Annotated in this window: 20 protein-coding genes; 13 read left to right on the forward strand and 7 right to left on the reverse strand. The window is 74.6% G+C overall.

Going from position 1 to position 20,518, the window contains the following annotated elements; translation table 11 throughout:
- Position 1 precedes the first annotated feature (1 nt).
- Entirely contained in the window at positions 2 to 424 is a 423-nt protein-coding gene (gene dtd / locus PSU4_RS18200; RefSeq protein WP_147109857.1) for a D-aminoacyl-tRNA deacylase, read from the reverse strand.
- Positions 421 to 1,923, reverse strand: a complete 1,503-nt coding sequence (locus tag PSU4_RS18205; protein WP_147109859.1) for a DUF7782 domain-containing protein — start codon at positions 1,921 to 1,923, stop codon at positions 421 to 423. Before PSU4_RS18205 ends, dtd begins: the two co-directional genes overlap by 4 nt.
- A gap of 63 nt (positions 1,924 to 1,986) precedes the next feature.
- Between PSU4_RS18205 and PSU4_RS18210 the strand changes: the two genes are divergently transcribed.
- The 3 genes from PSU4_RS18210 (at position 1,987) to PSU4_RS18220 (ending at position 3,560) form a co-directional block, all read left to right on the forward strand.
- Positions 1,987 to 2,571 carry an HhH-GPD-type base excision DNA repair protein gene (locus PSU4_RS18210; protein WP_147109912.1) on the forward strand — a complete coding sequence of 195 codons (585 nt, stop codon included), beginning with the start codon at positions 1,987 to 1,989 and terminating at the stop codon, positions 2,569 to 2,571.
- Between the two features lie 76 nt (positions 2,572 to 2,647).
- Complete coding sequence (locus PSU4_RS18215) at positions 2,648 to 3,064, forward strand: ArsR/SmtB family transcription factor (protein ID WP_147109861.1); 417 nt, start codon at positions 2,648 to 2,650, stop codon at positions 3,062 to 3,064.
- A 175-nt stretch (positions 3,065 to 3,239) separates the two neighbouring features.
- Positions 3,240 to 3,560: a DUF3099 domain-containing protein gene (locus tag PSU4_RS18220; RefSeq protein WP_147109863.1), complete on the forward strand. Its 321-nt coding sequence runs from the start codon at positions 3,240 to 3,242 to the stop codon at positions 3,558 to 3,560.
- Here PSU4_RS18220 and PSU4_RS18225 read toward each other — a convergent pair.
- Positions 3,547 to 4,506: a pseudouridine-5'-phosphate glycosidase gene (locus PSU4_RS18225; protein ID WP_246115196.1), complete on the reverse strand. Its 960-nt coding sequence runs from the start codon at positions 4,504 to 4,506 to the stop codon at positions 3,547 to 3,549. The genes PSU4_RS18220 and PSU4_RS18225 overlap by 14 nt on opposite strands.
- A 10-nt stretch (positions 4,507 to 4,516) precedes the next feature.
- Here PSU4_RS18225 and PSU4_RS18230 point away from each other — a divergent pair, with 10 nt between their 5' ends.
- The gene (locus PSU4_RS18230) at positions 4,517 to 4,765 is read left to right on the forward strand and encodes a DUF3039 domain-containing protein (RefSeq protein ID WP_147109866.1); all 249 of its coding nucleotides are present in this window, start codon (positions 4,517 to 4,519) and stop codon (positions 4,763 to 4,765) included.
- Between the two features lie 5 nt (positions 4,766 to 4,770).
- Here the strand turns inward: PSU4_RS18230 and PSU4_RS18235 are convergent, their stop codons facing one another.
- Genes PSU4_RS18235 through PSU4_RS18245 form a run of 3 tightly spaced genes read right to left on the reverse strand, consistent with a single transcriptional unit; the run spans position 4,771 to position 8,140 of the window.
- Positions 4,771 to 5,631, reverse strand: coding sequence for an alpha/beta fold hydrolase (locus PSU4_RS18235; protein ID WP_147109868.1), 861 nt, complete (start codon positions 5,629 to 5,631; stop codon positions 4,771 to 4,773).
- Positions 5,628 to 6,914 carry a polyhydroxyalkanoate synthase family protein gene (locus PSU4_RS18240; protein ID WP_147109870.1) on the reverse strand — a complete coding sequence of 429 codons (1,287 nt, stop codon included), beginning with the start codon at positions 6,912 to 6,914 and terminating at the stop codon, positions 5,628 to 5,630. Before PSU4_RS18240 ends, PSU4_RS18235 begins: the two co-directional genes overlap by 4 nt.
- Positions 6,911 to 8,140, reverse strand: coding sequence for a YihY/virulence factor BrkB family protein (locus PSU4_RS18245; protein ID WP_147109872.1), 1,230 nt, complete (start codon positions 8,138 to 8,140; stop codon positions 6,911 to 6,913). Before PSU4_RS18245 ends, PSU4_RS18240 begins: the two co-directional genes overlap by 4 nt.
- A 155-nt stretch (positions 8,141 to 8,295) precedes the next feature.
- On the opposite strand from PSU4_RS18245, the gene PSU4_RS18250 reads away from it, so the two are divergent.
- Together PSU4_RS18250 and PSU4_RS18255 are read left to right on the forward strand one after the other, a co-directional pair.
- A complete protein-coding gene (locus tag PSU4_RS18250) occupies positions 8,296 to 10,029 on the forward strand; it encodes a DEAD/DEAH box helicase (protein WP_147109874.1) in 1,734 nt (577 codons plus the stop codon).
- Positions 10,030 to 10,051: 22 nt separating this feature from the next.
- A complete protein-coding gene (locus tag PSU4_RS18255; RefSeq protein ID WP_147109876.1) occupies positions 10,052 to 11,254 on the forward strand; it encodes a cysteine desulfurase-like protein in 1,203 nt (400 codons plus the stop codon).
- Positions 11,255 to 11,343: 89 nt separating this feature from the next.
- Here PSU4_RS18255 and PSU4_RS32470 read toward each other — a convergent pair whose 3' ends face one another.
- A complete protein-coding gene (locus tag PSU4_RS32470) occupies positions 11,344 to 11,529 on the reverse strand; it encodes a DUF7455 domain-containing protein (protein ID WP_147109878.1) in 186 nt (61 codons plus the stop codon).
- Positions 11,530 to 11,903: 374 nt separating this feature from the next.
- Here PSU4_RS32470 and PSU4_RS18265 point away from each other — a divergent pair, with 374 nt between their 5' ends.
- The 7 genes from PSU4_RS18265 to PSU4_RS18290 all read left to right on the forward strand — a co-directional run bounded on the left by PSU4_RS18265 (position 11,904) and on the right by PSU4_RS18290 (position 20,508).
- Positions 11,904 to 12,719 (forward strand): EamA family transporter, encoded by an 816-nt coding sequence (locus PSU4_RS18265; RefSeq protein WP_246115197.1) that lies wholly within the window; start codon positions 11,904 to 11,906, stop codon positions 12,717 to 12,719.
- Positions 12,720 to 13,181: 462 nt separating this feature from the next.
- On the forward strand, positions 13,182 to 14,306 hold the full coding sequence (locus PSU4_RS18270; RefSeq protein ID WP_147109880.1) for a sugar ABC transporter substrate-binding protein: 1,125 nt from the start codon (positions 13,182 to 13,184) through the stop codon (positions 14,304 to 14,306).
- A gap of 91 nt (positions 14,307 to 14,397) precedes the next feature.
- The gene (locus PSU4_RS18275; RefSeq protein ID WP_147109882.1) at positions 14,398 to 15,177 is read left to right on the forward strand and encodes an ATP-binding cassette domain-containing protein; all 780 of its coding nucleotides are present in this window, start codon (positions 14,398 to 14,400) and stop codon (positions 15,175 to 15,177) included.
- 35 nt (positions 15,178 to 15,212) lie between these two features.
- Entirely contained in the window at positions 15,213 to 16,688 is a 1,476-nt protein-coding gene (locus PSU4_RS18280) for a sugar ABC transporter permease (RefSeq protein ID WP_373866073.1), read from the forward strand.
- Positions 16,685 to 17,857, forward strand: coding sequence for an ROK family protein (locus PSU4_RS18285; protein ID WP_147109884.1), 1,173 nt, complete (start codon positions 16,685 to 16,687; stop codon positions 17,855 to 17,857). The genes PSU4_RS18280 and PSU4_RS18285 overlap by 4 nt, the downstream gene beginning before the upstream one ends.
- Positions 17,858 to 17,977: 120 nt before the next feature.
- Positions 17,978 to 18,127 (forward strand): hypothetical protein, encoded by a 150-nt coding sequence (locus PSU4_RS31405; RefSeq protein ID WP_186817035.1) that lies wholly within the window; start codon positions 17,978 to 17,980, stop codon positions 18,125 to 18,127.
- Positions 18,128 to 19,257: 1,130 nt separating this feature from the next.
- The gene (locus PSU4_RS18290; RefSeq protein WP_147109886.1) at positions 19,258 to 20,508 is read left to right on the forward strand and encodes an aspartate kinase; all 1,251 of its coding nucleotides are present in this window, start codon (positions 19,258 to 19,260) and stop codon (positions 20,506 to 20,508) included.
- Positions 20,509 to 20,518: the final 10 nt, after the last annotated feature.

Consider the following 20,518-nt stretch of genomic DNA (forward strand, 5'->3'; position numbering starts at 1 on the left):
GTCAGACCTCGACCAGCACGGTGAACGGGCCGTCGTTGACCGACTCGACCTCCATCGGCGCCCGGAACACCCCGGTCTCGACGCTCGCGCCGCGCCCCCGCAGCTCCGCCACCACGGCCTCCACCAGCGGTGCGGCCGCCTCGGGGCGGGCCGCGGCCTGCCACGACGGGCGCCGGCCCTTGCGGGTGTCGCCGTAGAGCGTGAACTGGCTGACGACGAGCAGCGGCGCGCCCGTGGTCGCGCACGACTGCTCGTCGCGCAGGATCCGCAGCTCGTGCAGCTTGCGGGCCATCGTCGCGGCGTGCTCGGCGGTGTCGTCGTGGTGCACCCCGAGCAGCACGAGCAGGCCCGCGCCGATCTCGCCGACCGTCTCGCCCTCGACGCGGACCGCGGCCCGGGTGACGCGGGCGGCGACGGCCCTCACGCGCCGGTCCCGTCGGCGGGGAGCAGCAGCCCGTGCCGGACCAGCTCACGCACCGCGGGCAGCGTCGCGTCGACCAGCGCGTCGTAGGGGCGGTCGTGGGCGAACGACAGCAGGTGCAGCAGCTCGTCGAGCGGCAGCTCACCGCGACAGCCCGCGAGCAGCGCGGCGGCCGGCTCGTCGACCTCGTGGCGCCACGGCGGCCCGTCACGACGGCTGACCGCGGCCCCCGCGTCCTCCCAGCCCTGCGCGCCGGGCACCGCGAACCGTTCCAGCGTCGCGGCCGGGGTCAGCCGCAGCGTCGCGGCGAGCAGCGCCTCGTCGCGGGCGTGGGCGCGCAGCCAGTCGACGCGGTCGAGCCAGCCGTCGGCCTCCGGCCCGAGCGGCCCGCCCGCCTCACCGACGAGGTCCTCGACGACGATCGTCGGCTCGGCGTCGGTGCGCCGCAGCAGCAGGTGCCCGAATCCGATGCCCTCGACGTCACGGCTGTCGGCCCAGTCCAGCCACTCACCGGCCTGCGCGCGGGCCGCCGGGGAGGTGAGGTCGAGCCCGGCGTCGCGCTGCCACGTCCCGACGTGCATCGCCGGGTCCACGGCCTCCCGCTGCAGGATCCAGGCGTCGCAGCCCGGCGGCAGCCACCTCCGGACCCGGTCGGGCCAGTCCTCACCGCGCACGTGCAGCCACGACCCCAGCAGCTGCGCCACCCCGCCCGGCTCCAGCACCGAGGGCAGGTCGGCCAGCAGCGCGGCGAGGGCGTCGTCGCCGTCGGCGCCGGAGTCGCGGTAGACGTAGTCGACGCGCGCCGGGCCCGGGACGAACGGCGGGTTGGACACGACGTGGGAGAACCGCCTGCCCGCCACCGGCGCCAGCCACGGCCCCTCGAGCAGCTCGGCGCGGACCCCGGACAGTGCGAGCGTCGCCGCGGCCATCGCCAGCGCCCGCGGCGCCAGGTCGGTCCCGACGACGGCGCCGGAGTGCCTGCTCGCATGCAGCGCCTGCACACCGCAGCCGGTGCCCATGTCGAGCGTCGACGCCGTCGGCCGGCGGATCGCGGCGGCCGCCAGCGTCAGCGACGCCCCGCCGACACCGGTGACGTGGTCGCGGTCCTGGCGCGCCGCGGGGGTGTCGAGGTCGGACACCACCCACCAGGCGTCGTCGGCGTCGCCGGACCCGGCGTCGTCGGCGTAGGGGCGGACGTCGAGCGCCGCGGCGAACCCGTCCCCGTCGCGGCGCAGCAGCCCACCCGCGACGAGCGGCTCCGGGTCGCCGAGCGCGGCACGCACCGCCGGCGCGGGCTCGGTGCCGCCGAGCAGCAGCAGCCGCACGACCACCCCCAGCTCGCCGCCGTCGCGGCTCGCGCGGAACGCGGCCTCGGGCTCGCCGCGGGTGAGCGCGTCGTGCGCGGCGTTGCCGAGCAGGGCCCGCACACCGTCGACGGTGTAGCGGTGGGTCAGGAACGACGCGCGCAGGCCCGGCGCCGCCGGGACGAGATCGGGGAGCACCCGCCCATCCTTCCTCCCCACCCGTTCGGGCCGGTCGGCGCCGGTCCGAACGGCGCTAGGCTCATCCGTGTGACGCTCTGCCTGGCCCAGGACACCGACGCCGACGCGCTGCTCGACCGCGACCCGCTCGCGCTGCTGATCGGGATGCTGCTCGACCAGCAGTTCCCGATGGAGCGGGCCTTCGCCGGGCCCGCGCTGGTCGCGCAACGCCTGGGCGTGGACCGGCTCGACGCGCGCGAGCTGGCCGAGTACGACCCCGACGCGCTGGTCGCGGTGTTCACCGGGCCGCCCGCGGTGCACCGCTACCCGAAGTCGATGGCGCAGCGGGTGCAGGCGCTCGCCTCGACGATCGTCGACCGCTACGACGGCGACGTCACCGCCCTCTGGTCCGACGCCGCCACCGGCAAGGAGCTGTTCACCCGGCTCGCGGGCCTGCCCGGGTTCGGCACCCAGAAGGCGCAGATCTTCACCGCGCTGCTGGGCAAGCAGCGCGGCGTCACCCCCGACGGCTGGCGCGAGGCCGCGGGTGGCTACGGCGAGGACGGGGTGCACAAGTCGGTCGCCGACGTCGTCGACGCCGCCACCCTGGGCAAGGTCCGCGACTACAAGCAGGCCGCCAAGGCAGCGAAGAAGGCCGCGGCGGGCTGAGCGATCGGCCGGATCGGACGAGCGCCACACCGCAGGTGTGCGCATACATTCAATCGGACCGACTAGCATCGGCGACGTGCACAAGGTCCCCAACGATCGCCAGGGCCTGCGCGTCGTCGACCCGGACCAGGTCTGTGACGCCACGGCAGTCCTCGCCGACCACGACGAGCTCGCCCGCGCAGCCACCGTGCTCGACGCGTTGGGCGAGGTCAACCGGCTCAGCATCCTGCTCGCGCTCTACCACGCGGGCGACCTCTGCGTGTCCGATCTCGCCGTGTCGGTCGGCATGAGCGACAGCGCGGTCTCGCACGCCCTGCGGCTCCTGCGCGCCCACGGGATCGTCACCGCGCACCGCGAGGGCCGCCTCGTGCGGTACCGGGTCGCCGAGGGCACGGCGCGCAAGCTCCTCGAGGTCGTCTCCGAGGAGGCCGTCGCTCCCATGACGCTGCACGCGCACGGCCACACCGACCCGCAGGACGTCGTCATCGGCTGACCGCCGCGCACCACCCGCGCCCTGTCCGGTTCACCTACCGACAGGCGTTTCGTCCCTGCCGCCGGGCGAAGATCCCACCTGTATCTGCAGATGGACGGGCGCCGACGCCGTCGCGGTGCAACCATGGTGCAGGTCGCCGGAGAACATCCCCGGCGACAGCGAGGGAGATGTCGTCGTGACCGAGCCGCAGCGGAGCAGCCAGGACCAACCAGTACTCATCACCGACGCAGCGATGTCCTACGAGCAGGAGCTCGCCGTCCGCAAGCGCCGCTACAAGGTCATGATGCTCATGCGGATCCCCTGCATGATCGCCGCGGCCGCCTGCTACCAGATCCCGTGGCTCGCCGTCGGGCTGCTCGTCCTGTCGATCCCGCTCCCGTGGATGGCCGTCCTCGTCGCCAACGACCGGTTGCCGCGCAAGGCCGAGAAGCCCAACCGGTACGCGGCCGACCGGCGCGCCATCGAACCCGGCGAGCGGCCCGTCATCGAGGGCTGAGCCGGGCGCGGTCCACGGCCGCCAGCGCGACCGCGACGTCGGCGGCCAGCCCGGCGTTGGCCGTCACCAGGGCGACGTTCGTCGCCAGGCTCGCCCCGCCGCTGCCGGTGTGGAAGTGCTCCAGCAGCGCCGGCGTCACGTCCTTGCCGACGATCCCGCGCTCGGCCACCATCGCCAGCCCCCCGCCGAGCAGCCGGTCGTGCAGCGCCTCGTCGAGCTCGTCGGCCACCGGGACGGGCTGGGCCACGACGAGCCCCGACCCCGTCGCCCGGTGCGCCGCCCACACCGCCGCCACCTGGGCCGGGGTGTCGGCGCGCCACGGCACCGGGTGCCCGGAGTCGCGGCGGTAGAACCCGGGGAAGGTGTCGGTCCGGTAGCCGAGCACGCCGACCGAGTCCGTCTCCAGCACCTCGAGGGTGGCGCCGACGTCGAGGAGCGACTTCACCCCCGAACACACCACCGCCACCGGGGTGCGGGCCAGCACCCCCAGGTCGGCCGAGACGTCCCACGACTCCCGGGCGCCGCGGTGCACCCCGCCGAGCCCACCCGTCGCGAACAACGCGATGCCGGCCGCCGCGGCGAGCCACGCCGTCGCCGCCACCGTCGTGGCACCGTCGCGGCCCAGCCCGGCGGCGGCGCCGAGGTCGCGCACCGACAACTTCACCAGGTCGCCCGCGCACACCCGGTCCAGCGCGGTGGCGTCGAGCCCGACGCGGGGCCGGCCGTCGAGCACCGCGACCGTCGCCGGGACCGCGCCCCGCGCCCGGACCGCGCGTTCCAGCACGTCGGCGGTCTCGCGGTTGCGCGGCGCCGGCAGCCCGTGGGCCAGCAACGTGCTCTCCAGAGCGACGACGGCCCGCCCCTCGGCGAGGGCGTCGGCCACCTCCTGCGACACGACAGGAGCCAGAGGGGAACGGGGGACGACGTGCTCGGTCACGTGCGGCATCATGGAGGACATGGCCACCCAGACGCTGCCCGAGGTCGACACCCGCCCGGAGGGCACCGACTCCACGGGTAACGACGAGCCGAAGATGTTCCACTACGTGAAGAAGGCCAAGATCGCCGAGAGCGCGGTCATGGGCAACCTCGTGGTGGCGCTGTGCGGCGAGACGTTCCCCGTCACCAAGTCGCCGAAGCCCGGTTCCCCGGTGTGCCCCGACTGCAAGAAGATCTTCGAGTCCCTGCCTCCCGGCGGCGACGACTGAGCAGGTCAGTCCGCGGTCCCGGTCTCGCCCTCCTCGGGTGAGGCCAGGAACGCGTCGACGACCGGGGCCAGCTCATGGGGCTCGGTCAGCAGCGCCAGGTGCCCGCCCGGGTGCACGTGCAACCGTGACCCGGCGATGCCGCGGTGCAGGATCCGCGCGTTGACCAGCGGCACGATCGGGTCGTCCTCACCGGCGACGACGAGCGTCGGCACGCGCAGCAGCGGCAGGAACGGCAGGCTCGTCCAGCTCGCCGCCGCCAGCAGCTGGTAGCGGTAGCCGCGGTCGCCCGGCCCCGCCGAGCGCGCCGCGCCCAGCACCTCGGCGGCCTGCTCCGGCCGGGTACGCATCGTCCCGCCGTAGATGCGGCCGGCGACCTCCCGCGCGTGGTCGGGGTCGCGGTAGCGCCGGCCCGTCAACATCCGCGCCAGCACCGACGGCGGGCCCGGCACCATCAGCGCGCCCGTCCCCGTCGCGACGAGCACGAGACGCCGCACCCGGTGCCGCGCCGACAGCGCGAGCTGCTGCGCGAGCGCGCCGCCCCACGAGAACCCGAGCACGTCGACGCGCCCGTGGCCCAGCCTCGTGAGCAGGTCGTCGGCGACCGTCGCGAGCCCCGCCAACGGGTACGGCAGCACCGGGGCCGGGGAGCCGCCCACCCCGGGCGGGTCGAACCGGATCGTCTCGAGGTCGTCGGGCAGCGCGGCGACGAACGGGTCGAACAGCCCCAGCTCCGCGCCGATGCCGTTGACCAGCAGCAGCGGGGTGCGCCGCGACCCGGCGCCGGCGTGGCGCACCGACACACGCAGCGTCAGCCCGTCGACGGCGACGTCGGCGACGTGCTCGGATCCGCCGGCCGGGGTGCTCACCGGGCCGAGACGTACTCGCCGGGCGACGGCGCGAGCGCGTGCATCCCGCGCCCACCCAGCTCGGCGGGAGCCTCGCACCGTTCGCCGGTCCGGGTGTCGAGCCACTCCGCGAGCGTGGCCCACCAGGAGGCCGGGGGCGCGACGAACGCCTCCGCAGGGGCGTCGACGACCTCCACCGCGCCCTTTCCGGCCAGCCCGGCCCACGCGCCGGCGTCGGACGACGCGACGACGAGGGTGTCGCGGTCGACGACCGCGGAGTCGAGCGGAGTGCCGAGCAGCTCGCCCGGCAGCTCCACCGCAGCGGCGGGGGCAGCGCCGGCGGCGTCGGCCAGCCACTGCCGCAGGTCGCGCGGCACAGCCGTCCCGGGGCCGGCGTCGCGCGGGTCGAGCCCGACGAGCACCGCGCCCGCGACCCGTTCCTGCAGCCCGACCGCGGCCAGGTGGGCCAGCACGGCGGCGGTGAGGACGGCACCGTCACCGATCCCGAGCAGCACCGTCGACCCGGCGCGGGAGATCCGTTCGACGGCGTCGAGGGCGTCGAGGAGTGCCTGTCCCCGCGCGTCGGCGCCGGCCGCCGCGGGGTGCCAGCTCACCAGCAGCACCTGTGTGCCGCCGTGGACCAGGTGCTCGACGAGGCTGCGGCCCGGGGACAGGTCGGCGAGGTAGCCGGGCAGGCCGGGCGCGGGCACGACGAGGACGGGGAGCTCGTGGACCTCGCGGGTCTGCGGCAGGTAGTGCACCAGCTCGAACGCGTCGGTGCGCAGCACGACGGCGCCGGGGGAGGCGGCGACGTCGTCACCGAAGGCGAGCCGCCGCGTCGCCGGGGCCGGTGGGGTGGGCAGCGGGACCTCGACGTCACCCGGCTCCCGCGGGGCGGCTGTGAAGCGGCGGGCCGCCAGCGCCCGCAGCACCGGGTTGTTGCTGGGCGCCACGACGTCGGCGACCGACTCCACGACGGTGCGCAGCAGCGCGTCGTCGGCCGGGTCGAGGCCCGCGTCGTCGAGCATCGCGGTGGCCGCACCGGTCGTCGCGAGATGGGTCTGGACGGCGCGGCGCAGCAGGGGATCGGCCGACCACGCGGGGGCGGCGAACCGGTCGTCGCCGGGGTCGGGGGAGAGCGCCGAGCTGCCGAGGCCGATGCGGGCGAGCTCACCGGCCAGCGCGACGGTGTGACGGGCGACGTCGACGGGCCGGGCCATCAGCGCCGAGGCCAGCCGTGACCCGGCGGCCGCCAGTGTCGGGGCGCCGGGGTCGAACCGGTCGGCCCCTGACTCGGTGCTCACATGATCTCCTGACGTGCTCGGTCACCGCCCGCCGTCACGGCCGGCCGGTGTGATCGTCCCCCGTCAGCATGGGGGGACGGCTCGGGGGCGGGCAACTCGCCCGCGCCGATGTCACGAACCGTCGCCTGCGCGGGGACCACCGTCGTCTGGCGGACCGCCGCGACGGCCCGCGCCCCGGCGTCCCGGGCGGCCGCCGTCCCCACCGCCGCGGCCCGCGCCGCCCTCCGCGCCGCAACGGCGCGCATCGCCCGCAACCGCCGCAGCCGGCGCTGACGCCGTGTCGGGCGGGCCGGCCACGTCTGCTCGACCGCGTTGTTGAGCTGTGCCCCGAGCACGATCGCGAAGCCGAGCAGGAAGCCGAACAGCAGGAACGCGATGGGCGTCGCCAGCGCGCCGTAGGTGTAGCCGGTCGCCGTGATCAGCGTGAGGTAGACGCGCAGCCCGGTCGTCGACACGACGAAGACGACCATCGCGAGCAGCGCGCCGGGCAGCAGCCGCCGCCACGGCGGGCTGTGCGGCAGCGCCACCTTGTAGAGCGTCGTGAGGCCCAGCACCAGCCCGACCCCCACGGCCGGGTAGTAGAAGGCGTCGACGGCCGAGGTCACGGCGGGCTGCCACGCGACGGGGAACACCCGCGGGAGCAGGTCGGGACCGAGCGCGACGACGGGCAGTGCGAACACCGCCACCACCAGCGCCACCAGGTACACGCCGAGGGCGACGAGCCGCTGCCACACCGGGTTGCGGACCTCGTACTGGCCGTGGGCCTCGGTGACGGAGTCGACGATCGAGGCCACCGCCGACGAGCCCGCCCACAGCGCGATGAGGAACCCGAGGGAGACGATGTCGGCGCGGCCACGGGTGAGGATCGCCCCGGCCGTCGGCGCGATGATCTCCTCGACGACCTCGGGGGTGAACACCGTCCGGGAGAAGGCGACGATCGCCGCCTCGACGCTGTCGACGGTCCGCGGCCCGAACCAGTCTCCGACGTAGCCCAGCGACCCCAGCAGCGCCAGCAGCAGCGGCGGCAGCGACAGCGCCTGCCAGAACGCGGCCTGCGCCGACATGGAGAAGATGCCGTCGTCCCACGCCTTCACCACCGTGCGCCCCGCCACCCGGCGCACGAGCCGCCGGCGCCGGGGCGCGGCGGCCGCGGGGGAGGCAGCGGCGGCGGAGTCGGCGGGGGAGTCGCCGGGCGGGTCGTCGCCGTGGGGGTCGGGGGACGTCATCGCCGCTCAGCATGGCCCGCGGGCTCCCGACGGCGGGTCACGACGCGCCGCCGCAACCGCGCGGGCTACCCTCGTCATGGTCCGCGAGCGCGGGGGCCCCGACCCCGTCCCATCCCCGACGTGGACCCGGAATGACCGTCCGACCAGGGAGTTGTGTGTCGCAGGCAGTTGAGCGCAGCCCCGGGATCCCCCTCGAGCAGCGTCCCCTGCGGGCCTGGCAGCGCAGCGCGCTCGCCCGCTACCTCGCCGGATCGCCGCAGGACTTCCTCGCGGTCGCGACGCCCGGCGCGGGCAAGACGACGTTCGCCCTGAGGGTGGCCGCGGAGCTGCTGAGTGACCGCAGGATCGACCGGGTCACCGTCGTCACGCCGACCGAGCACCTGAAGTACCAGTGGGCGGAGTCGGCCGCGCAGGCCGGGATCCCGCTCGACCCGGAGTTCCGCAACTCCACCGGCGGCACGTCGGCCGACTACACGGGCATCGCCGTCACCTACGCCGGTGTGGCGGCGCACCCGATGCTGCACCGGGCCCGCACCGAGACCCGCCGGACGCTGGTGATCCTCGACGAGATCCACCACGCGGGCGACGCGAAGTCGTGGGGCGACGCGGTCAAGGAGGCGTTCGACCCGGCGGCGCGCCGGCTCACCCTCACCGGGACGCCGTTCCGCTCCGACGACAACCCGATCCCGTTCGTCGACTACCTCCCCGACGCCGAGGGTGCGCTGCGCAGCCGCGCCGACCACGCCTACGGCTACGCGGAGGCGCTGGCCGACGGCGTCGTCCGGCCCGTGGTGTTCCTGGCCTACTCCGGCACGTCGAGCTGGCGGACCAGCGCGGGCGAGGAGATGACCGCGCGGCTCGGTGAGCCGATGACGGCCGAGCACACCGCACGGGCGTGGCGCACGGCGCTCGACCCGGGCGGCGAGTGGATCCCGGCGGTGCTCGCGGCCGCGGACAAGCGGCTCACCGGGCACCGGGCGGGCGGCATGCCCGACGCCGGTGGGCTCGTCATCGCCTCCGACCAGACCGCGGCCCGCGCCTACGCCGCGATCCTGGAGAAGATCACCGGCACCGCGCCCGCCGTCGTCCTGTCCGACGAGAAGGGCTCGTCGAAGCGCATCGCCGACTTCTCCGCCTCCGACGCGCGCTGGATGGTCGCGGTCCGCATGGTGTCCGAGGGTGTCGACGTGCCACGCCTCGCGGTCGGGGTCTACGCCACGAGCGCGTCGACCCCGCTGTACTTCGCGCAGGCCATCGGCAGGTTCGTGCGGTCGCGGCGGCAGGGCGAGACGGCGTCGGTGTTCCTGCCGAGCGTCCCGGTGCTGCTCGGGCTGGCCAGCGAGCTCGAGGCCCAGCGCGACCACGTCCTCGGCAAGCCGCACCGCGCCGCCGAGACGTGGAACGACGAGGAGCTCGCCGCCGCGCAGCGCGTCGAGGACGAGCCTGGTGAGGACGAGAAGGCGTTCACCGCGCTGCACGCCGACGCCGAGCTCGACCAGCTCATCTACGAGGGCACCTCGTTCAGCGCCGACGAGGAGGACTACCTGGGGCTGCCCGGGCTGCTCGATCCCGACCAGGTGCGCACCCTGCTCAACCAGCGCCAGCAGGACTGGATGCAGCGCGGCAAGACCCGGTCCGGCGCGCAGGCCCGCGCCACGCCGGCGCCGCCGCAGCCCCCGGCCGAGCGTCCGCAGCTGTCGGTGCGCGAGCAGCTCAACGCGCTGCGCAAGGAGCTGAACACGCTGGTGGCGATGTATCACCACCGCACGAACAAGCCGCACGGCGCGATCCACAACGAGCTGCGGAAGTCGTGCGGGGGGCCGGTCACCGCGATGGCGACGATCGAGCAGCTGGAGGAGCGCATCGCGACGCTGCGTTCGTGGCGGTGACTCCCGTGACAGGACCGCGCTCGTGACGGGTTTCGACGTCACCCGGGTCAGGGCCCAGTACCCGGCGCTGGGCGACGGCCGGGCGTGGCTCGACGGCGCCGCCGGCACCCAGGTGCCGGAGCAGGTGGTCGAGGCCGTCGCCGCGGCGATGCGGGGCGGGCTGGCCAACCAGGGCGGGGTTTTCCCCGCGGCGCGGCGCGCCGACGCGGTGGTCGAGGCGGCGCGGCGTGCGTTCGCGGCGTTCACCGGCGCCCCCGACCCGGCCGGTGTCGTACTGGGTCCGACGTCGTCGGCGCTGTTGGTGCGGCTGGCCGCAGCGCTGGAGCCGACGTGGGGGCCCGGTGACGAGATCGTCGTGACCGAGGCCGACCACGAGGCGAACGTCGCCCCCTGGACGCGGGCCGCTGCGCGGGCGGGCGCCACGGTGCGCACCGCACGCCTCGGCGCCGACGGCGGGCTGCCCGCCGAGGCGGTGACGTCGCTGATCGGGCCCCGCACCCGGCTGGTCGCCGTCACGGCGGCGTCCAACCTGACGGGGGCGCGCGTCGACGTCGCCGCGGTCGCGGCCGCTGCCCGTGAGGCCGGGGCGACGAGCGTCGTCGACGGGGTGCATCACGCCGCGTACTCCCACGTCGACGTCCGTGCCCTCGGTGCCGACCTCTACGCGACGAGCGCGCACAAGTGGGCGGGCCCGCACGTCGCCGCGCTGGTGGCGGCCGACCCGGCGGTGCTCGAGACGCTCGACCCGCCGCGCCCGGCCGGGGCACCCACGGCGGGGCCGGCCCGGTTCGAGCAGGGCACCAACCCGTTCGCGGCGCTGGCCGGGGTGGCGGCCGCGGTGGCGCACTGGGCCGCGATGACCGACGACGACGACCCCCGCGCCGCACAGCGGACGGCGGCCGCGCACACGGCGGCGCTGGGGGACCGCCTGTGGTCGGCGCTGGGCGGGATGGCGCACGTGCGGCGCTACGGACCCGACGGCTCGGCGGACGTGCGCACCCCGATCGCGGCGTTCCGCGTCGCCGGACGGACACCGGCGGAGGTGGTCGCCGCGCTGGACGCGGCGGGGGTCAACGCCTGGGCCGGGTGGGCCTACGCGTGGGGTGCGGCCGGGGCGCTGGGCGTGCGCGACGACGGCGGCCTGGTGCGGCTGAGCCCGAACCACTACTCCCGGGCGTGGGAGGTCGACAGGGCCGCCGAGGTGCTGGGCAGCCTCGCGCCCTGACCCGGTCCCGGACGTGCCGCAGGGCGGGAACCGAGGTGGTTCCCGCCCTGCGCTGGACGACTGGGTGACCGGCTACCGCCGCCGGTGTGTCAACTGCCGGACTGGACGTCCGCCTCGAGCTCGCGCAGCTTGTCCGCGTGGGCCCGGGCGTGGTGCCCGCAGAAGAGGAGCTCTCCGCCGGTGGGGAGTACGGCGCGAACCTTGGCTGCCGCTCCGCAACGGTCACAACGGTCGGCGGCGGTCAACTCGGGGCGGGTAAGGGTTCCGGGCTGCATGGCGGTCTCCCTCCGTCGCGACACCGGAACATCCGGTGCCCGTGCACTGGACGCCCGCTCGCGCGGTGCGCCCCACTCTCTTGCAGACGTACAGAACCCCTGTACGTGTTCCCGACCCGGAAGCGACGACCGTCACGTTCGACCACTCGGGGCCGGTGAGACGTCGTTCCGGTGTACGCCGGGGAACCTCTGCGCATTCAGTTGACGACGAGTGAATGATGCGGTGCCGCTGGTGGCCTCGCAAGGTCAGGTGCGTTAACTCTCGTCGGGTCACGACTACTCTTCGCAGTCGTGGTGAACGAGCGTCCGGCGTGACGTCGACGGGCCTGCGCCGGGTCCCGGCGCCTGTCCTGTTCGTCGTCGGCGGCGCCTCGATGTACGTCGGGGCGGCCGTCGCCGTCGGCCTGTTCGATGATCTCTCGCCGGCCGTGGTCGCCGCGTTACGGATCATGGCGGCGGCGCTGGTGCTGCTGGGGTGGCGACGGCCCGGCCGGGAGGCGTGGCGGGGCCGGCGGGTGGTGTGGGCGGGGGTGTTCGGGCTCGCGACGGCGGGCATGAACGTCGCCTTCTACGAGGCGGTCGCGCGGCTGCCGCTGGGCACCGCGGTGGCGGTGGAGTTCTGCGGCCCGGTCGCGGTCGCGGCGCTGGCCTCGCGCCGCCCACGGGACGTGGCCGCGGTGGTGCTCGCGGCGGCCGGGGTGGCGTGCATCGCCGATGTGCGCTGGTCAGGAAGTCCCGCCGGGGTGGCGTGGGGGCTGGCGGCGGCGGCGCTGTGGGCGGCCTACATCGTCGTGGGGAAGCGGGTGGCGCTCGCCGGGAACGGTCTGGACGACATGGCGGTGGGCTTCACGATCGCGTCGGTACCCCTCGTCGGGGTGCTCGTCGCCGACCGCGGGGGCGTGGGCGCGCTGTCGTCGCCGTCGGTCCTGGCGCTCGCGGTGGGGGTCGGTGTGTTGTCGAGCGTCGTGCCGTATGCACTCGATCAGGTGGTGCTGCGCAGGCTCGGCCGGGCCCGTTTCGCGGTGCTGCTCGCGCTGCTGCCGGTGACGGCGACCGTCATCGGTCTGGTGTTCCTCGGGCAGGTTCCGGGGGCTCTGGAGGCGGTGGGGATCGTCGCCGTCGTGGCGGCGGTCGCGCTTCGTTCGCGGGACGGCGACGAGCCGGCGGCGGACGCTCCGCCCCCCTCCTGAGCGGCCCATTCTGCTACGCACAGTGATAACCCAACGTGTGACGTCGCGTGACCATCGGTCGCGCGAACGGGTGATCTCACGATCTCCGTCCGTCCGATTTCGCCCATATTGTCGCGTTGACGGGACCTCTGGTGAGGAATTCGGCCTCGTGTGGCGGCGCGATCGGCTCAATGCCGGGTCGCGCGACGGGTCGGTCGCCGAACGGCACGGCAACGGCCCGGAACCACACTGTCGGCTCCGGACCGTTCGGGCGTGTCGCACTGCGGCCCCGCTCGGTGACCGGGTTCACGACATTCAGCGGTCGTCGACAACAAATTCCGCGGAGCGTGACCTAAATGTGATGATCGGTGGCGACCTGGACCGATCCAGTGTGCTTCCCGTCACCTGGGTCCGGGTCATACGTTGTCGCTCGCAACATTCGGGCGCCGCGACGGCGGCCCACGACGACGTGGAAGGACATCGATGCGCATACGGAGAACGGCCCTCGCCGTCGTCGGCGCGGGCCTGGCGTTCGCGCTGGCGGCATGTGGCCAGAACGCCGCCCCGTCCACCGGAGGCAGCACCGGGGACAGCACCGCCCCCGCGGCCGGCGGCGTGAAGGTCGGCGTGATCCTGCCGGAGACCGACTCGTCGGCCCGCTGGGAGGGCTTCGACAAGCCGATGCTCGAGAAGGCCATGAAGGCGCAGGGGCTCGACCCCGACATCCAGAACGCCCAGGGTGACGAGCAGAAGTTCTCCACCCTCGCCGACGGGATGATCTCCAGCGGGGTGAAGGTCCTCGTCATCGCCTCCATCTCGTCCGACGGCGGCAGCGCCGTCGCGGCCAAGGCCAAGGCGCAGGGCATCCCGGTCATCGACTACGACCGGCTCAACCTCGGTGGCACCAGCGACTACTACGTGTCGTTCGACAACGTGAAGGTCGGCGCCCTGCAGGGCCAGGGCCTCGCCGAGGCGCTGCAGAGCAAGCCGGGCGCCCAGGTGATCGAGATCGAGGGCGCGCCCACCGACAACAACGCGACGCTGTTCTACAACGGTCAGCAGACCGTGCTGAAGCCGCTCTACGACTCGGGCGCGCTCAAGCTCGTGCAGAAGCAGGCCATCGACAAGTGGGACAACCAGGTCGGTGGCACCACCTTCGAGCAGATGCTCACCGCCAACGGCGGCCAGGTCGACGGCGTCGTCGCGGCCAACGACGGCCTCGCCGGCGCGATCATCACCGTCCTCACCAAGAACGGCCTCAACGGCAAGGTCCCCGTCACCGGCCAGGACGCCACCGCCGACGGCCTGCAGGCCATCCTCCGCGGCGACCAGTACATGACGGTCTTCAAGCCGATCCAGGAGGAGGCCGACGCCACCGCCAAGCTCGCGGCGGCACTGGCCAAGGGTGACACCGCGGCGGCCGACGCCGTCGCGACACAGACCACGGACGACCCCAAGGGCAACCGCCAGGTCAAGTCCGTCCTGCTCACCCCGCAGCTGATCACCAAGGACAAGGTCAAGGTCGTCACCGACGCCGGCTACGTGAAGGCGAGCGAGATCTGCGTCCCCGCGACGCAGGCCGCCTGCACCGAGCTCGGGATCAAGTGACCCGCTGACCCGTCCGGCCGAGCACGCGGCGCCGGCGTCGAGACCCGACGCCGGCGCCGCGTCCCGGCCCCGACCACGAGAGGAGCGCGAGTTGTCCGAACCGATCCTGCAGCTGCGGGCGGTCTCCAAGAGCTTCGGCGCCGTGCGGGTCCTGCACGACGTCGACTTCACAGTGCGGGCCGGCGAGGTCACCGCGCTCGTCGGCGACAACGGCGCCGGCAAGTCCACCCTGGTCAAGTGCGTCGCCGGCATCCACCCCATCGACGGCGGGGAAATCCTGTTCAACGGGGAACCCGTCACGATCCACGCGCCCGCCGACGCGTCCGCGCTCGGCATCGAGGTCGTCTACCAGGACCTCGCGCTGGCCGACAACCTCGACATCGTCCAGAACATGTTCCTCGGCCGCGAGCGCGGCAAGCCCTGGCTGCTCGACGAGTCCGACATGGAACAGGCGGCCCGTCGCACGCTGGCGTCGCTGTCGGTGCGCACCGTCACCTCGGTCCGGATGCCCGTCGCGTCGCTGTCCGGCGGGCAGCGCCAGACCGTCGCCATCGCCAAGGCCGTCCTGTGGGACTCGAAGGTCGTGCTCCTCGACGAGCCGACCGCGGCACTCGGCGTCGCCCAGACCCGGCAGGTCCTCGATTTGGTCCGCCGCCTCGCCGAACAGGGGCTCGGCGTCGTGCTGATCAGCCACAACATGGCCGACGTCTTCGAGGTCGCCGACCGGATCGCGACCCTCTACCTCGGCCGCATGGTCGCCGAGGTCCCGACCAAGGACGTCACGCACGGCCAGGTCGTCGAGCTCATCACCGCCGGGCGCTCCGGCGAGCTGGGCCTCGCCCGCCCCGAGGCGGCGGGGGCGGGCCGGTGAGCAACCACTCCGGCGGCGGCGACTCGCCCGTCGACATCTCCAAGGACGCGCCGGCGGCCGAGACCGCCACCACCACCTCCACCGAGCACCCGCCCGGCGCGGCCGAACGGGCCGGGCCCGGCGGGCGCCAGGGCGACTTCGGCATCGACACCACCGCCCGCACCACCGGCCAGGCCCTGCGCGACTACGTCGTGCGGCTGCGCTCCGGCGAGCTCGGCTCGCTGCCCGCGCTGCTCGGCCTGCTCGCCCTGTTCATCCTGTTCACCGCGCTCGACCGCGCCGGCGTCTTCCCCAGCCTGCTCAACCTCGCGAACCTGCTCCAGCAGGGCGCCGGGCGCACCATCATCGCGATGGGCCTCGTGTTCGTGCTGCTCACCGGTGAGATCGACCTCGCCGCCGGCACCGCGTCCGGCCTGGCCGCCTCGCTGATGGCGCTGCACCTCGTGTCGGGCGGCAACATGCTCGGCGCGATGGGCACCATCGTGTTCGTCCTGTTCGTCGTCGTCATGCTGGCCGCGGCCGCGCTCGCCGCGTACCTGCGGATGTGGTGGGCAGTCGCGTTGAGCGTGCTGGCCGCCCTGCTGCTGGTGGTCGGCTTCCCGCAGAACGCCTGGCTCGAGATGCTGCTCGCGGTCTGTGTCGGCGTCGTCATCGGCGTGCTCACCGGATTCCTGGTGGCCAAGGTCGGGATGCCCTCGTTCGTCGTGACGCTCGCGCTGTTCATCACCTGGCAGGGCGTGATCCTGCAGCTGATCGGCGACGGCGGCACCCTCGGCCTGCGCGACCCCGTCATCAACGCCGTCGCCAACGGCAACCTGTCGACGCTGGGCAGCTGGCTGCTGTTCGTCGTCGGCGCCGGCGGGTACGCGGCCGTCCTGCTCAACCGGCAACGCACCCGCCTCGCCAAGGGACTCGTCGCCCAGCCGACGGGCCTGGTGCTGCTCAAGATCGGCGCCGTCGTCGTCCTCGGCGCGGTCGCCACGTACCTGTTGACGCGCAACAGATCAGCCGGTATCACCGAGATCGCGGGCGTGCCTTATGTTGTGCCCGTGGTCCTCGTGCTGCTCGTCGCCGGGACCTACGTGCTCGACCGGACCCGCTTCGGCCGCCACGTCTACGCCGTCGGCGGCAACCGCGAGGCCGCCCGCCGCGCCGGTATCGACGTCGTCCGCATCCGGGCCAGCGTGTTCGTCATCAGCTCGGCATTCGCCGCCATCGGCGCGATCGTCTACTCGTCGAAGGTCGGCTCGGTCTCGCCCGCCGCCGGTGGCGGCAACACGCTGCTGTTCGCCGTCGGTGCAGCCGTCATCGGCGGGACGTCGCTGTTCGGTGGCCGCGGCCGGATCAGCAACGCCGTCATCGGCGGTGCCGTCCTCGCGACCGTCGAGAACGGCCTCGGCCTGCTCAAGCAGCCCGCGGCCGTGGTCTTCGTGATCACCGGACTCGTGCTGCTCGTCGCCGCCGGCGTCGACGTGCTGTCCCGGCGTCGATCGGCCTCCGCAGGCCGGTGACCGCCCCCACGTCCGGAACCCGGCCCGACGACGCGCGACGGCACAACCGCTCGGCGCTGCTGCGCCGGCTGCACGTCGACGGGCCCTGCACCCGGGCGACCCTCGCCACCGAGCTGGGGCTCAACCGCAGCACGATCAAGGCGGTCGTCGACGGCCTCGCCGAGGCCGGCGTCGTCACCGAGGCCGTCCCGTCCCAACGCAGCGGGGCGGGACGGCCCTCCCTGATGGTGCTGCCGCAGCCGCAGTCCGCGGTCGTGCTGGCCGTCGACATCCGGGTCGACCAGGTCGCCATGGCGATGGTCGGCATCGGCGGGCAGATCCTCGGCAGGCACAGCTGGAACCTGCACCGCACCACCCGGCTGCCCGGCGAGGTCATCACCCACGTCGTCGAGTCCGCCCAACTGCTGCGCGACGAGCTCGCCGTCGTCGTGTCCGCGGCCGGGGTGTCGGTGCCCGGCGTCGTCCGGCGCGCCGACGGGTTCGTCCACGAAGCCCCCAACCTCGGCTGGCGCGACGTCGCGCTCGGCCGCCGGCTCGGGTCGGTACTGCAGCTGCCCACCCTCGTCGGCAACGACGCCGAGCTGGGCGCGCTCGCCGAGCACGTCCGCGGCGTCGCGCGGGACTCCAGCGACCTCGTCTACCTCTCCGCCGACGTCGGCCTCGGCGGTGGCGTCATCGCCGGCGGGCGACCGCTGCGCGGCACCGGCGGCTACGTCGGCGAGATCGGGCACATCCAGGTCCGCCCCGGCGGACGCGCCTGCTTCTGCGGCGCCCAGGGCTGCTGGGAGACCGAGGTCGGCGAGCCCGCGCTGTGCCGGGCACTCGGGCTGCCCGAGGACACCCCGCGCGGCGCGCTCGTCGCCGAGCTCCGGACCCTCTCCGCCGCGCCCGACCAGATCGAGCGCAAGCTCGGCGAGTTCACCGAATGGCTCGCCACCGGCCTGGTCACGCTCGTCAACATGCTCGCGCCCGAGCTCGTCGTCCTCGGTGACCTGCTCACCGCGCTGCCGCCGCGCGTCGTCGACCGGGCCCGCGCGATCGTCCACGAGCGCAGCCTGGTCAGCCGCGCCGTCGGCGGCACCCGGATCACCATCTCGCCGCTGGGCCGCGACGCGCGCCTCGTCGGTGCCGCCGAGCTCGCGTTCGAACAGATCCTCGAGTCGATCTGAAACCGGGGGCGTGCCCCGGCCGTCCGGGGGGCCCACCCCCTCGTCCCTGCGCGCCCGCCGCGGGAGCCTGCGGTCACCCGGGCCAGCGCCCGCGCCCGGGCCGACCCGGGGGAGACGACCATGGACCCGACCGCCGAGCTGCCCGAACGTGCCCGCAACTGGGAGAACGTGTGGGACGACGCCGTGCGCCCCGACCTGCTGCCCCACGGCGCCGAGCTGCGCCGCCTCGACTCCTGCGGCCCCACCCGCCCCGACCCGTACGTCCTCTGAGCTACTCCTGCCGTCGGATACGGCGTGGCACTCGGCGGTCGGCGCGTGGGTTTCGCGCTCGCCGCGCGGTCAGCGCGAGGTGCTGCGACCTGACAACCCGCGCGGGGACTCTCGCGGGAGGCGCGACCGCCGTCGCGGCGCGTGGGTTCCGTGGGCGGCGCGTGGTGTCGAAGGTCGACGCATGGCCTCCAGGACGTGCCCCGATCCGACACGGTGCGCGGCGACGGGCGAGTTGGCATGGTCCTGACCGCTCGGACGCGGGGCGACCTGGGCGCACGCGGCGACGGGCCGACTCCCCACAGCGCGCGGACTCTGCGGTCGGCGCGCGGGGATCGCATTCGGTGCGCTGCCAGGAGGCGGGGCGTTGACTCAAGAACCTGCGTGGCGACGAGAGGCTGCGCGCGTCGACCTGGACGTGCTCGCGGTGACGGACCACCGTCACGGCGCGCGGGCACCAGGGTCGGCGCGTGGGTTTCGCGGGCGGCGGGCGGGTGTCGCGGTGGGTTTCGTGGGCGGCGGGCGGGTGTCGCGGATGGTGCGCGGCCTGCGTGAGGTGCATCGACTCGACAACTTGCGTGGGGACGAGGGCGCCCGCGCGCCGACCTACCCACGCGAGCGATGCCGGCCGACTTCGTGGCGCGGGCTCCCGCGGCGCGCGGGCTCTCGGGTCGGCGCGTGCGTTTCGCGATCGGCGCGCGACCTGCGCGGGGTGTTCCGACCCGACAACCCGCGCGGCGACGGGAACGTCGACGCGAGCTCGCGGCGCCGGGGGCGTCCGCGCGCTGCAGAGGCAGCGCGGGCTCTGCGGTCGGAGCGAGCCCCTCGCGGTCGACCCGCGTCGTGCAGGACGTGTGCCGACCCGAGACCCTGCGCACCGCCCCTGAAGACCGCGCCGACCTCGAGCGCGCCGACCCCGAGCGCGCCGACCCCGACAACCATCGACGTCGACCCCGCCGGGTGGCCGAACAGGAGGGGCCCGGCGGAACAGGCGGAAGGGAGTGCCCTACCCGAGGTCGGGGGAGGACACCCGGACCGCGGGGGATCGCACCATCGCCGCGGACCGGTCGTCGGCCGCAGTCTCGATCCCGAGTCCCGGACAGACCGGGCGGGGGGACCATCGAGGAGAAGTCATGGCAGCGCGAAGGAGCGGGGAGTCGGCACCGCGATCCATCAGCGGGCCGCAGGCGCCGCTGGTCTGGAAGTTCGGCGGCACGTCCGTCGGCGACCAGGAGCGGGTGCGCGCGGTCGCCGAACGGATGGTGGCCGCCCAGCGCAGCGGTCGCGGCGTGGTCGCGGTGCTGTCGGCGATGGGGAAGTCGACCGACGCACTCGTCGCCCAGGCCGCCGCTATCTCGTCGAACCCGCCGCTGCGCGAGCTCGACGCCCTGCTCTCGGTCGGTGAGCAGATCTCCTGCGCGCTGACCGCGATGGCGATCGCGTCGCTGGGCGGTCACGCCGTCTCGCTGACCGGGGGCCAGGCCGGTATCCGCACCGACGCCACCCACGGTAGCGCCCGCATGCTGGGCATCGACCCCTCCCGGATCCGCGCGGCCCTCGACGAGGGCGCGATCGTGCTGGTCACGGGCTTCCAGGGGGAGTCGGCGAACGGTGACACGACGACGTTGGGCCGCGGTGGCTCGGATGCCTCGGCCGTCGCCGTGGCCGCGGCTCTCGGGGTGCGGGAGTGCGAGATCTTCACCGACGTCGCGGCCGTCCACACCGCCGACCCGCGTGTCGTGCCCGACGCGCGCCGGCTCACGACGATCCGCCCGCAGGAGATGCTCGAGCTCGCCGAGGCGGGCGCGGGTGTGCTGCAGCCGCGGTCGGTGGAGCTGGCGATGGCGCACGGCGTCGACATCCATCTGCGGTCGAGCTTCGGCACCGAGGAGGGCACCTGGATCCGTGGCGGCGCAGGTGATTTCGAGGTCGCGGGGACCGCGTCGGTGGCCGGGGTGGCGCACCGCCGCGACGAGCATCTCTACACCGTCGACGCTCCACTGACCGCGGTCGCGGCGGCGCTGGCCGGGCGCGGGCTGGCCCTGGGCACGGTCGTCCCCGGCGCGTCGACGGCCGTGACCGTCCCCGGCGCGGACCCTGCCGCGGTGGCCGCTGCGCTCGACGCGGCGGGTATCACGGTGCGCGACCGGGAGGATCTCGGTTCGGTCGGTGTGGTGAGCCTCGGCCTGGCGCGCGCGCCGGAGGTGCTGGCCTCGACGCTGGACGTCCTCGCCGCGGCCGGGATCACCCCGCGCCTGGTGACGACGACCCCGTCGCGGGTGGGCGTGCTCGTCGCCGCGGACCGGGTCGACGACGCGGTCCGCGCCCTGCACGCCGCGCTCGTGGGCGGCGAGTCCGCCGGAGCGGGCCGCACCGCCGCCTGAGGACGCGTTC

Source organism: Pseudonocardia sulfidoxydans NBRC 16205, from assembly GCF_007989085.1.
GTDB classification, from domain to species: Bacteria; Actinomycetota; Actinomycetes; order Mycobacteriales; family Pseudonocardiaceae; genus Pseudonocardia; species Pseudonocardia sulfidoxydans.